The 13,232-nt window shown below is 43.8% G+C and carries 10 protein-coding genes and 1 pseudogene; 6 read left to right on the forward strand and 5 right to left on the reverse strand.

From position 1 onward, the window contains the following. The first annotated feature begins 110 nt into the window (after nucleotides 1-110). The 3 genes from ACM0P2_RS11735 (at nucleotide 111) to ACM0P2_RS11745 (ending at nucleotide 3,642) form a co-directional block, all read left to right on the forward strand. Nucleotides 111-881 (forward strand): HesA/MoeB/ThiF family protein, encoded by a 771-nt coding sequence (locus tag ACM0P2_RS11735; RefSeq protein WP_159117687.1) that lies wholly within the window; start codon nucleotides 111-113, stop codon nucleotides 879-881. A 91-nt stretch (nucleotides 882-972) separates the two neighbouring features. Further along, nucleotides 973-2,091, forward strand: coding sequence for a succinylglutamate desuccinylase/aspartoacylase domain-containing protein (locus tag ACM0P2_RS11740; RefSeq protein WP_159117686.1), 1,119 nt, complete (start codon nucleotides 973-975; stop codon nucleotides 2,089-2,091). A 444-nt stretch (nucleotides 2,092-2,535) separates the two neighbouring features. Then, nucleotides 2,536-3,642 (forward strand): methyl-accepting chemotaxis protein, encoded by a 1,107-nt coding sequence (locus ACM0P2_RS11745; protein WP_159117685.1) that lies wholly within the window; start codon nucleotides 2,536-2,538, stop codon nucleotides 3,640-3,642. Between the two features lie 116 nt (nucleotides 3,643-3,758). On the opposite strand, the gene zapE is transcribed toward ACM0P2_RS11745, so the two are convergent. Beyond that, nucleotides 3,759-5,234, reverse strand: coding sequence for a cell division protein ZapE (zapE, locus tag ACM0P2_RS11750; RefSeq protein ID WP_159117684.1), 1,476 nt, complete (start codon nucleotides 5,232-5,234; stop codon nucleotides 3,759-3,761). Between the two features lie 662 nt (nucleotides 5,235-5,896). Between zapE and ACM0P2_RS11755 the strand changes: the two are divergent. Further along, nucleotides 5,897-7,057: pseudogene (locus ACM0P2_RS11755) on the forward strand (serine hydrolase domain-containing protein). 314 nt (nucleotides 7,058-7,371) lie between these two features. Here the strand turns inward: ACM0P2_RS11755 and ACM0P2_RS11760 are convergent. The 4 genes from ACM0P2_RS11760 to ACM0P2_RS11775 all read right to left on the reverse strand — a co-directional run bounded on the left by ACM0P2_RS11760 (nucleotide 7,372) and on the right by ACM0P2_RS11775 (nucleotide 11,126). Continuing rightward, nucleotides 7,372-7,668, reverse strand: coding sequence for a type II toxin-antitoxin system RelE/ParE family toxin (locus ACM0P2_RS11760; protein WP_159117683.1), 297 nt, complete (start codon nucleotides 7,666-7,668; stop codon nucleotides 7,372-7,374). After that, a complete protein-coding gene (locus tag ACM0P2_RS11765) occupies nucleotides 7,656-7,913 on the reverse strand; it encodes a type II toxin-antitoxin system Phd/YefM family antitoxin (protein WP_159117682.1) in 258 nt (85 codons plus the stop codon). Before ACM0P2_RS11765 ends, ACM0P2_RS11760 begins: the two co-directional genes overlap by 13 nt. A gap of 93 nt (nucleotides 7,914-8,006) precedes the next feature. Beyond that, nucleotides 8,007-8,663: a hypothetical protein gene (locus ACM0P2_RS11770; protein ID WP_419226619.1), complete on the reverse strand. Its 657-nt coding sequence runs from the start codon at nucleotides 8,661-8,663 to the stop codon at nucleotides 8,007-8,009. A 15-nt stretch (nucleotides 8,664-8,678) separates the two neighbouring features. Beyond that, entirely contained in the window at nucleotides 8,679-11,126 is a 2,448-nt protein-coding gene (locus ACM0P2_RS11775; protein WP_419226620.1) for a zinc-dependent metalloprotease, read from the reverse strand. Between the two features lie 399 nt (nucleotides 11,127-11,525). On the opposite strand from ACM0P2_RS11775, the gene yegQ reads away from it, so the two are divergent. After that, complete coding sequence (gene yegQ / locus ACM0P2_RS11780; protein ID WP_419227702.1) at nucleotides 11,526-12,899, forward strand: tRNA 5-hydroxyuridine modification protein YegQ; 1,374 nt, start codon at nucleotides 11,526-11,528, stop codon at nucleotides 12,897-12,899. 3 nt (nucleotides 12,900-12,902) lie between these two features. Then, nucleotides 12,903-13,148, forward strand: a complete 246-nt coding sequence (locus ACM0P2_RS11785) for a YfhL family 4Fe-4S dicluster ferredoxin (protein WP_120959039.1) — start codon at nucleotides 12,903-12,905, stop codon at nucleotides 13,146-13,148. The last annotated feature ends 84 nt before the right edge of the window (nucleotides 13,149-13,232 follow it).

A 13,232-nucleotide genomic window follows, 5' to 3' on the forward strand; every position in this document is an offset into this window, starting at 1 on the left:
TGATATGCGACATTTTGGCGGTTTTTGATAAAGTACCAGCCAAAATACTATTTGGTAATCACTTTATAAGGGTGCATGCCATGAATTCAACAACTAAGTTGGCATAAACTATGTCTAAAAGCCTAACTAATCAGCAGGCTATGCGTTATAACCGCCACATTGTGCTTCCCAAAGTGGACCTAGACGGTCAAGAAGCGCTGCTAAACGCCAATATTTGTATCATTGGTATTGGTGGGCTTGGCACCGCGGCCGCCACTAGTCTCTGCGCCAGTGGCGTTGGCTCTCTTACACTTATCGACCACGACACAGTCGAGGCCACTAACCTGCCAAGGCAAACCTTGTTTAGCGAACAAGATGTTGGCACAAGTAAAGTAGAGGCAGCAAAAGCGCGGCTTACTGCCATAAACAGTGACTGCGACGTTACCATTATCGCACAACAGTTTTCGGCGCCCGGCATTAGCCAGCTGTCACCAGCGTTAAAACAGGCCATAGAGCGTGCTGACGTTGTGCTTGATTGCACCGACAATACAGCCTCACGAGATTTAATAAACCTATTGTGTTTTAAACTAAATACTCCGCTAGTATCTGGTGCAGCCATTCGCTTTGAAGGCCAGCTTTTCGTAGCTATACCCGGTGAGAGCCGCTGCTATGCTTGTCTGAGAACGCTATTTGAATCACCCGATTTAAGCTGCGTCGAAGCAGGTATATTCTCGCCTGTAGTGAACATTGTTGGTACTTATCAAGCAATGCTAGCTATGCAAGTATTGATGGATTTCGATAACATCCCTAAAAACACGTTAATGACGTTTGATGCACTGTCGCACGAGTGGCGAAGCTGGAAGTTACCTAAAGGCTTAGATTGCGAGCTATGTGCTTGCTAAGTTTACGTGCTTTTATAGTGTTAATGCTCAAAGCAGTAGTTTTAAGCAACAGACTAAAACAAAGAACAAGACAGAAAATAGGTTGATTTAAATGACAACCCAAGTAGTGAAAAAACACATGGTAGTGGCGCAAAACGCGTCTGGACGCAACATGAACGTGCCAATTTATCGTATGAAGGGCGCGCGCCCCGGCCCCACCGTGTACATTCAAAGCTCTATTCACGGTGCTGAAGTGCAAGGGAACGTGGTTATTTACCATCTCATTCAGCGCTTAAAAGATATGGATATTTGCGGCGAAATTATCCTAGTACCCAACTGTAATCCCATTGGAACTAATATTAAAGCCGGTGAGTATACGTTAGGCCGGTTCGACCCTGTCAACGGCACAAACTGGAATCGCGGCTATTTCTTTGACAAGGGCGCGGTTGAGCACTTCGCCAAGACCGTCACCCGCGAAGAGTCAATTGAAGGCATAAAACAACGTTTTCGTGCTCACCTGTCTAACGCTATCGACAACAAACTGGCTGAACCATGGGGCCTAGGACTAGCGCAGCAGTTGAACCTAAAGCTACAGCAAATGGCGGTGAACGCCGATTTCGTGTTAGATCTCCACAACGGCCCGGTGTCTACCCGCCACGTTTATATTCCCGAATACGCCAAAGACAGCGCCAAGCTATTTAACATTCCTCACTGTATTTTTATTCCAAACGTATTTGCTGGGGCATTAGACGAAGCGACATTTTGCCCGTGGTGGACCTTGCAAGAAAGCATAAAAACGAATTTAGCGCGTGAGATTAGCTTTAACGTTGAAGCCTTTACGCTTGAAATGGGTAGCCAAGAAGTGATCGATTTTAACGAAGGTAATATAGACGCCACCAGTATTCTTAGCTACTTGAACGCCAAAGGCGTACTGCACGAATGCGATATTAAACCGAAAGCAATGCAGCGTTTAGGTGTGTATTTAAAAGACTACAAGACCCTATACACCAACTGGGGCGGCATGGTGGAATACATGGCAAAACCCGGCCAAACCGTGAAAAAAGGCGAACCGCTGGCGCAAATTTTAAATATCGACGACCTAGATACCGACAACGGCAGCAGGACGCTAGAAGCCCCTTGCGATTTAATTCCCATCCTGCACTTCCCTTCTGCTTCGGTATTAAGTGGAACACAGTTATATAAAGTGTTTACTAACTATAGGGAGTTGTAGGTTTTTATGTGCCAGTAAAAACGTTTACTCAACGCGTATAACTAGAAAGGTAACAAAAACCTGATAGTACGCGTTGAGATTACACACGCGTTTCGAAGAAGCAATTTTAGAGGCGACGAACGCCAAAATACAAAAACACCAGCCTTCGATTAGAAACCTGACAGACTGTCGCATCAGAACAAGACTGATCATCTTAGTTGGTGGTGTTAGTAAGTAAATAAACAGTGCCGAACTGTTGAAAGCATTCCAAAATGAATTTTTTGCAAACATATTTGCAGGCGCGGTAGGCGAAGCGATATTTAGCTCGCGTTGAATACTTTCATACAATAAAGGATATTTCTCTTTAGCTACAAACACTTTATTCATTTTTGACTGTTTTAAATTAATTAGTCTAAGCTAAACAAAAATGCACAGAATCCTAAACGAAGCCAAGGACGCAAACTAATGTGGTTTAATAAAAAGCCTGTAGCGACGAATTCAAACACTGAGATGGAGAATCTCAAAAAGGAAAACGAAAGGCTGCAAGGGCAGCTCTTGCAAATGGAGTCTCGTTTACACCTGTCTTATGAAGAAGCTGAAGAACTCGCCAGAAAAGTTAATGTCGAACGAACCATTGTAAAAAACTTTTTTCACTCGCTTGATTCATTAGATTTGGTGAGGCATGACGTGGCTCATTCTGCGACTCAACTGCACGCAGAAAAAATTCGTTTAGACAATGTGCTTGAAGATATTAGTGGCACTAGTACAGCCCTTTCAAACTGTGTTGAAGTGCTTAATGCAATGACGGGAAATTCAGACGCTATCAATGGTTCAATTGAGTCGCTTGCACAATCCAGTAAAGATATTGAGTCGTTTATAGGGCAAATACAGAGTATCTCAGAACAAACAAACCTTTTAGCGTTAAACGCAGCCATTGAGGCAGCTAGAGCTGGGGAGCAAGGGCGAGGTTTTGCTGTAGTCGCGGATGAAGTTAGAACGCTTGCTAGTCGTTCGTCTGAAGCGTCGTCTAAAATTTCAGATTTGACGGTAAAAGCTTCTGAAAGGACAGACAGTACTTATCATCAAATCAAGGAAAGTACACGACAAACCTTGCAAGTAGCCAGTTCTGCATCGCAAATAAGCGCATCCCTTGATAACGTTGCCCATATTGCTGAAGACATGGCTAATGTTATTTCTCTTTCTAGCGTCAGTACTTTTATCCAGACCGTTAAATTAGATCATCTGGTTTGGAAGGTTGAAGTGTATCGAACTATCCGGGGAGAAAGTAAAAAGACAAAAGATGATTTTGCAGACCATCACCAGTGTCGATTGGGTAAGTGGTATTATGAAGGAGATGGTAAAAAACATTACAGTCATTACACGGAGTATTCACATTTAGAGGGGCCCCATGCATTAGTCCACCAGTCAGGCATTGCGGCTCTAAATGCACATGAAAACGGGGATGGAACAACGTTAATCACGCACCTAAACAAAATGGAAGAAGCCAGCGCTCGAGTTTTTGACTTCTTAAATAAATTAGAAAACAAAGTGAAAAACGAGATGGGGCATTAAAAATACTTTCGCAAAGCTTGTAAACCTATGGACAAAAACAGAGCTGCAAGCGCAACTCTTGGCTCTGTAACTGATAAGAGGTTTTTTTAGTTGGTGGGGCACCTTGTCGTTATAGGTTATTGCCGTCCCCATCCCTTTCCCCCCATTTCTACCAACCGAGACGCGGCTCGTCGAAAGGAAAAGGCGAGATCATTGGCAGACGAAAATTGTGCCAGTGACACGCCAACTCGTCCCGTCGCCGACCACTCATAATATTTCCCTTCTTTGGTGCGGATCATAGTAGTCGCAAAGGAACTCGAGTTTCCTCCCTTGTCATTAACAATCAATTCGCCATCGCCGTCACTGCTTTCGACTTGCGCTTCAAAATCAACAAACAATTCGTCGAGCGGGACTTGTGCCGCCAGCACCAAGCGGGTACGAGATTCATAACACGCGTCGACAAGAGTCACAAATCGTCGTGCTTCGTTGAGGTGATTGGCGTCTAGTTGGGGGACGCGTTCAATGATGATGACCGGAAATCGCCGGCAGAGGGAAATATAATCGGCCGCCCCGAGCGGTTGGTAGCACAACTCGGAAAAGTCAAACCAAGCGCACCGGTCATTGAATCTGGCGACCCGGACGCTGCGACCAAAGAGGACGGAAATGCTCTCGGCCTCAGTTATGGATGCAGTGCCACCAAATATTTCGTCCAACTGCGCCTGTATGTTGTTGTTAATACTATTATCGCCATGAATATCCTTATTTGACCAAAAATAGGATTGGCCATCCGCACTACTCTCGAGTCGATAATCTTTCTTGGAATCCTCCATGGAAATGATGTCGAACGTGTGTTTTAACATATCTATGAATGGCAAAAAGAGAGAGCGGTTAATGCCTCCCTCATACAAGGCATCGGGGGAGCGATTTGAGGTGGCCACCACCACGACATTCCAATACGATAAGAGTAAAAAAAGTCGTTTCAAAATCATGGCATCGGCAACGTCTGTCACTTGAAATTCATCGAAACAGAGAAGTTGGGCTTCTTGTGCCAATTGTTGCGCAACAATGGGGATCGCATCGCCACGTGGGTGTTCCTGTTTGTAGACAAATATTCGATGATGGACGTCTAGCATAAATTCATGAAAGTGGACGCGGCGTTTGGTAATTTTTGCGTGTTTGTGGCTGTTATTTTTACAGCAAGAAGCATCATCAGGAACATTAACCAAGGCGTAAAAAAGATCCATTAGAAAGCTCTTGCCAACCCCGACAGGCCCATGAATATACATTCCTCGCGGTGGTGGACCAAAAGACCACAAATGGAGCTTCTTTCGAAGAAAGGACTGGGCGGATGCCAGGGAACGCCCCAGTAATTGAGGGCCGCTGCTTTTACAAATGCCCTCTATTTGATGGTCGGTGCGCATGGGTACTGGTGGGAGCGAAGCAAGAGACTCGTGCAGGGCATCGAGTTTTGCTGCCAGAGCGACTTGCGCGTTGTCTCTTTGCACCTCCCCCGCATCCACCTTGCGTTCATACGCTGCTGTCACAGCCCCAGTCGGGAGGCACCGCCGAGCGACGCGATGTTGTGCTGTCATCTTCTTCATCACCGTCTTCATTATGGCCTCATGCGTTTATTAACTAGAAAGTATGTACGCTGGATTTCTGCATGAGTATCAATTGATACCCATCCACACCCTCTCTATTTTTAACAACAGTTTTTCTCTTATCCGCCGATATTCGAGTCGGCAATCTGTTTAGTGCAATATGGCAACGCAGAAGCTTTAGGATAGAGGTAAAATAATGCGCTATTTTTCATAAACTTAAAATACATGACGCCTCATGTTTTGATTTCCTCGGCAGCCTCGCTGCATTGTGCCCCCTTCCAGGCTGAGCCTTAAAGGGTTCAGGTGACCGGCCATTGCGTGTTCCCCCCAAATGCTCATGTACGTGCAGAATTGACTGTCTCACGACAGGGCAAAAATAGTCCTCGATTGTCAGAACATCTGAAAGATTTAGATATGCCTTATCAGGCGCGAAGTGTGTCATGGGCACAAAGTTTAAAAAGTGTAATCCATTTAGACACTCGTACAACAAACATTAAATACAGCCAACACAGCGGGTTGGTGCATAGTTTTTATATTTTTAATATTCAAGCGTACTTGAATCTGAATAATGCCGTAAAAAAGTAGGAGTTTGATCTTTTAGAGTCATAAACTAAGCTAAAGTACATTAAAAGTTAAACTCACTTTCATCAGTTAGATCTAGGGAAAGCATTTGTATGAAAAGATTTACTCTCTTAGTTTTTGTGCTTCCTTTTCTAGTTCTGAATGCGTCTTCTTATGCGGAGTCACACCAGATTGGCTCGTTAGATGAAAAACTTAAATCGCTGATACCCGCGAATGAGGCGGGCTGTTCGATAGGTGTTTTTGAAAATGGAAATGCATTAATTAAAGACGGTTACGGTTTGGCAAACGTTGAACTAAATGTTGCTATGTCTAATGATAATGTGCATCGCATGGCATCAGTTTCTAAACAATTCGTAGCAATGGCGGTTCGTTTATTGGCCGATCAAGGCGCAATAAAATTAGAGAACGGCATCTCTGACTACGTTGAAAATCTACCTGATTACGGTACCAAGGTTTCAATCAATAGTATTATTGGGCATACGGGAGGGATGGGCGATTATGATTTAATTTCGACATATGGCTACCCTGAAGATTTTAAAGCAAAGGAAGGAGCTCTTAATTTGAAAGCAATTTCCGGTCATCCAATGCGAATCGGCAATGAAGATTATTTAAGCGTATAAGAATTCCATGAAGTAGTTAAAAAGCTTCCCTTAGTAGTCGAACCTGACACTGAGTGGCGTTACAGCAATATGGGTTACATTATGTTAGCCATTCTCGTTGAGGAAGTAAGCGGATTAACACTTCGGGAATATACCGATAAATATGTATTCAAACCCCTTGGTATGGATAACACGTTTTTTGCAGACGATGCGGTAGAGTTGATTAAAAATAGAGCTTACGGATATTCCAAGGATGTGGACGGTAACTATGTAAACGATATGACAAACTTATTCGTTGTAGGAGATGGGGGGCTACATACAACCATTAATGATATGCAAAAGTGGGATGCGCAGTTTTATACACCTAAACTAGGTAAGAATCCGGTAACTTTTATGGAAGAGTTCATGTTACCAAATAGTTCTCTTCCCGTTAATCCAGATAGTGGGGCTGACATATTTTACGCAAATGGCCAGGGCATTTCTAAGAGTGAAAATGGTCTTTTGGTATCTCACTCTGGGGGATGGTTAGGGGCAAATATCATGTATCGTCGCTACCCTGACAATCAATTTATGAATTTAGTAATGTGCAGTAATACATCAATTAATGCTACGAATATTGCTGATGAGATAGATAAGTGGTATTTCAATAAATAGAGACCTACCTAAATTATTTTGTTATACGTGAAGTTTTGAGATTTAACTCTTCTATATGCTGAGAAGGTCAACATTACCGTCAATAGGCAAACGATCATTAACATGTCGCAATAGATACTTTATAAAACCTTAATACTGGTATATAAACTAAAAATCGAAAAAAGTACTGTGCGAAAGAATGCGAATTTTCAGAAACCTGCTCGAATGCAGACGGCTCAGAAAAAATGGGTCAAACAAACTTAGCTGCCATTGGTTTTTAGCCCGTTTAGTTTAAGATAGCTAAACCACTCAAACGTAATTAAATAGTAACGACGCTAATCTAATAAAAAGCGCCTAAGATCTTGTTCGTGCCGCATTACGTGCAAAATAAAGGCTTTATTGTCTTCAAATTTATGAAAAATTTGACAGGGCTTTACATAAAGCTCGCGGTAATTGAGGGATGGTAATTCAGAGACTGACTTTTCTGACTTAGGATATTCCTCAAGCATATCTACTTTGGCGAAGACTTCTTTAACTAGTTTCTTTGCCGCAACTAAATTAGATACCGCTATGTATTCAGCAATATTGTCCAAGTCAATTAGAGCAGGTTCCGTCCATACTATTTCAGCCATTTATCCATTTTCGCTTTGGCCTGCAGGTTAGTTAAAACGTCATCATTTCTTATTGCCTGCTCACCTTTTGCAATACCTTCCAGAATCGACATGCGCTTTTGCATCATCTCATAATCATCAACATCAACTAAGTAAGCCGATGGCTGACCATGTTCAGTAATCAAAACAGGCTCTTTTGAAGTGTGCAGGTCTTGCAAAATTTTTGTGGCTTGTCTCTTCAATGTAGTAACTAATTCTACTTTCACGATGCAGGTTCCAGCTTTCAAATGTACCACTATAGTATCACTTAACAATAACCACACAAGATTTCATTCACTCAGAGCAGAGCTACAAGGTAACTAACCACACCCTTCTTCACCCAAACTAACGCGGTATTTAAACTCACCACGCTGATTAAATACGTCAAAACCATTATCAGAAGCTTTAAGCTCTAGCTCCCATACCCAATTTGTTTTTTCAATAAACTTTAGTTCATAGCGGTTTAAAGGAAGTGGGCATTCTAAATAAAAATAATGGTAGGCCGTTCCCATCGCGCCTGGATCTGCGGTAAACACGTAAATAGTGTTATTTTCTATTGCAAATTCTTTATGAAAGTAGTCTCGGTTAGTTCCTAGTGTTGCATCAATCAATACACCTATTAGACCTATCGCTATCTGAATGAGCGCCACTATTGCTAAAACACTGCTCAAAAGAATAGATAACCATTTACTTTTAACAAGATGCCTAAATGCACCGTATTGCTTAAAAAGCAGATACACACCTGCGCAAAGCGCTATAAGTTTAATTAAGGCTAACGCGTCGCCGACCTGTGACATGAACTTGGGGGAATGGTAGTTAAAGCCCCACAGCACACTACCATGCAGACTTTCTACTAATGGAACTATTGTTAGAAGTAACACAGCGAGTAAATGAGTGAATAAGGCCGCAAAGGTTCTTTGCGGCACTTGCTTGTTACTCGGGCTATAGTTTTGCTCTAATTGCGTTGTCCCTAACATTAATTATCAGCTTCCTTAAATCGGCGAACCTGGCGGTAGTGGCTCTACTTCGAAGCTACTTGGCCACGTTTTACTGGACCAGTAGGTATCGAACTGCTCTTTTAGTATCTCATACTGATTGTCGTCAGCTTCATCATCTAGCCACTCGCTAAATTCAAGTAAAGCAAGTTCAGCTTCCATTCTTACTTCTGGCGCCAGCTTGTCGTTAGTGACCGCTTTCATCACGGCATTTAATGCAACTAACTGTAAGCGCTTTGCTAGTGGACTTTGCGACTTATTTTTATACCAGTGTACGCTAAGTATTTGCTTCACCAGCATTGAAACGCCCACTTTTTTGCGTCTATCTTTACTGCTTTTTACTTGCCACTCTAGGCGATTCAAGCGCTCTGGGTGTAATAACAACTCAAACGCAAAGTTCGACGCCGAAGCGGCCGCAGAAACTGGGTCTAACATTAACCCCATTTTACCCTTAAAGTGCTCGCGGGTAATGTCGTCACCGTAGGCTGTAGGTGGAATAAGCGCGAGAACCGATTCAGGTATAGTAAGGTAGTCGGCCGTAGTAGCAGTGATTAACTGCTGCATAGCTCTCTGCTGAACCGCGGGTGCTACAAACTGCTGCCCTTGCGTTTGGGTGTAATCGCCTTTGCGTTCATATTCATACACTAAGCCGCCTACTTGCTTTGCTACGGCTTCTAGTTGATAGCGATGTAACAAGTAAATGGGCACTAAAGCATTTTCGAGTGACGACAAGCTGCTGTTCGGGCTTAACGTATCTAAACCTAAATTGGCTAACGCCAGTTGGCGCACTTGTGAAATTTCATCGAAGGCATCTAGCGGGTTACTACCATTTTCCCACATATGACCATTTGCTGACGCATGACGGCTGCTGCGGGTATCTGGGTCTGATTTAAAGCTTAACCCTTCATTACGACCTTTAACGATAATTTTTGCCAAGGCTTCGGATTCTTCTACATCGCTAGCAAAGTCTTGATAGCCATACGCTACGGCGTGAATATCCCATGCGCCTATGCCTTTGTCATAGGCGCCTTCAAGGCTAATCTTGCCGTTTTTAATGCTTATTTTAGGGTGAGGATAATCCATTACCGACGCACGGTTATTTTCACTTGCCGCAAAGTTGTGCGCTATGCCTAGTGTGTGCCCTACTTCGTGAGCAGAAAGCTGCCTAATGCGATCCAGCGCCATTTCTTGCTGCAAAGTGGTGTCGGTGTTGCCGTCTTTAAAAGGGCTAGTTAGGCCAAGGGCAATTAAATAATCTTGTCTTACACGCAGAGAGCCTAAAGTAACGTGACCTTTGATAATTTCCCCTGTACGTGGGTCAACTACCGACGACCCATAAGACCAGCCGCGCGTTGCGCGATGTACCCAGTTAATAACGTTGTAGCGCACGTCCATAGGGTCGGCACCTTCAGGCAGTACTTTTACCTGAAACGCATCTTTGTAACCTGCAGCTTCATAGGCTTGGTTCCACCAGCTTGCGCCTTCTTTAAGCGCGGTCATTACCGGCTCTGGGATACCTGGGTCTAGGTAATACACAATTGGCTCCACTGCTTCGCTCATTGCTGCATGGGGCGTTTTCTTGGTTAAGCGATGGCGTGTAATAAAACGCTGCTCGGTAGGTTCACTAATAGGTGTTGAATAATCGAAATAGCTAAATTTCCAGTAGCCTGAATATGGGTGGTACTCCCTAGGCGTATAGTTGTCGTCAGGCAGTGCCACAAAGGAATGATGTAAGTGCACCGACACGCTTTCTGGGTCGGGGGTAACTTGCTGAACGTATTCACCAGGCTTTTTACCAGCAAAAGTGACTAATGCTTCTAACTCGGTATTTTTTTCAAAGGCTTTGGTTTTTGGTAAGTACACCCCGCTTCGCATTTTATCTACGCTAAAGCTACCTTGATTGGTGCGCGCCATGCGGTTACCGATACCGTGAATATCACTGAGTAAAAAAGGCGTGTAATCGATAAGACTGGCGTTGTCGCTTTTTGCTACCAGCGTGAAACCGGCAATGACCGAATCCGCAAAAGCTTCATCAATACTTTGCTTTTCGGCATCGCTGCCGTGGGCCGCACGGTATTTCGTGTTGTGCTGCTTCAACAAAACCTTGTTACCAAACTTTTCGAAACTTACTAAGCGGGTTTCGCCAAGCTGTCCGCGATCGAGGCCAATGTCGTTCGAGCCTACACCGTAGGGCAAGCTGCTTTGAAACAAATATTCGGCGTTACCTGTTGGCACCGCCAAATAAACTTTGTCACTTTCATCGTCATAGTAAACAGGGATTAGACCGTCTTTTTTGGTCATATCGCTAGTGAATTCACCAATGCTTGGCAGCGCTGCCCAAGCTGAAGACGTAGACACAACAAACAATACCGTAATGGCAATGGCCGATTTGCCGGAGGCTTTTATTTGTCGCGCCGCTTTATGAAAAATGTTCAAGTGCAGCATGCAGTTAGTCCTTATTATTGTGAATTTCTAGCCTACCCTATGTGGCGGCTTTTGCCCATGGTGATTCGTCGTTTAAGTACGTCAATTGAGGTGATAGATTAGTTTTGCTATAAGTTCTCATAACATTTTTCTTAGTGCATTTGTCTTGCTGCTCAGTCTAATATGCAGAAATAATTTGATCTCCATCAACCCCTTGCCTGATTTGCCTTGAGGGCCTCACGGCGTACTTATAGAATCCGCCGCCTTGTTAAAGGCGTCTAGTAGCGGTTTTTATATATGACTTCAAACACTTCTTCTCGTAACAGTTCTTCAATTCAATACGAAGATTCAGCGTTAAAACTTTCCGACCAAACGTTTAACGCACCAGAATTGCTAGCCCCAGCAGGTAGCTTGCGCAATATGCGCTACGCTTTTGCCTATGGAGCAGACGCTGTTTATGCTGGTCAACCCCGCTACTCGCTACGCGTGAGAAATAACGAATTTAGCCTCGAAAACTTAGCGATAGGTATAGAAGAAGCGCATGCCCTAGGCAAGAAATTCTACGTGGTGAGCAATATTGCCCCCCACAATAGCAAGCTTGGCACCTACCTTAATGATATTGCGCCGGTAATTGCTATGAAACCTGACGCGCTAATTATGTCAGATCCCGGACTAATTATGATGGTGCGCGATGCATTCCCTCGCATGCCAATTCATTTAAGTGTTCAGGCCAATGCTGTGAACTACGCCACGGTGAAGTTTTGGCAAAAACAAGGCATTGAGCGCGTTGTTTTATCGCGAGAACTATCGCTTGAAGAAATTGAAACAGTCCGCGAGCAAGTGCCAGACATGGAATTAGAAGTGTTTGTTCATGGCGCGCTTTGCATGGCGTATTCCGGGCGCTGTTTATTGTCTGGCTACATGAATAAACGAGATCCCAACCAAGGCACTTGTACCAATGCTTGTCGTTGGTCTTATGATGTTAAGGCGGGAAGCGAAAACGAAACCGGTGATATCGTTCAAGCCACCGAAATTAATAAAGCCGTTTCGGCACCTCAAACGGTCATTCCCACCCTTGGCGAAGGCGCGCCAAGTACTCATGTGTTTATGTTAGAAGAAAAAGAAAAGCCCGGCGAATTGATGCCTGCCTTTGAGGACGAACATGGCACTTATATTATGAATTCGAAAGACTTGCGTGCCGTTCAGCATGTCGACCGCCTAACCAAAATGGGCGTGCATAGCTTAAAAATAGAAGGCCGCACAAAATCACACTACTACTGCGCTCGAACAGCGCAAGTTTATCGCAAAGCCATTGACGACGCAGTAGCAGGTAAACCCTTCGACAACTCGTTAATGGGAAGCTTGGAAACCTTGGCTCATCGAGGTTATACGGAAGGTTTCCTGCGTCGTCACTCACACCAAACGTATCAGAACTACGAATACGGGCATTCTGTCAGCGATAAACAGCAATTTGTTGGTGAAGTGCTAGGCCGCTGCGACGAAACGGGTTTTGCGATTATAGATGTTAAAAACAAATTCTGTGTAGGGGACTCGTTAGAACTGATGACACCAAGCGGAAACATTACCTTTGCGCTTAATGAAATGCTGGATAAGAAAAGCCTTTATATTAGCGATGCCAAAGGTTCAGGGCACCAGGTTAGAATACCTCTACCTTGCGATGTAGACCTAGATTTTGCTCTGCTGCTACGTAATCTGGATGAAGGCGTTGACACTCGTAACCCGTTTCGCAAAACGGATAGTGCCGTAAAAAAACAGAGCGTAAGCGAGGTATAATTCATGGCACTGCTTATTCTAGATAGCTGCATTAATTGCGATATGTGCGAACCTGAGTGCCCTAATTCAGCAATTAGCATGGGAAATAACGTGTACGAAATAGATGCTAATCGTTGTACCGAATGCGTGGGGCATTACGATGCCCCTACCTGCGTGGCAGTGTGCCCTATAGATGTAGTTAAACCAGACCCTAACAAGAAAGAAACGTTAGATGAGTTAGCTGAGAAATTTATACGTTTAACTACTTAGCAACGATGTAAGCCAATAAGTTAAACATACTATTCAAAGAATTTTCTTGAATCCTACTCAAGAGTGATCCCTAATTGCAGAACT

This window comes from Alteromonas sp. OM2203, from assembly GCF_048517045.1.
In the GTDB taxonomy this organism is placed as follows: domain Bacteria; phylum Pseudomonadota; class Gammaproteobacteria; order Enterobacterales; family Alteromonadaceae; genus Alteromonas; species Alteromonas gracilis.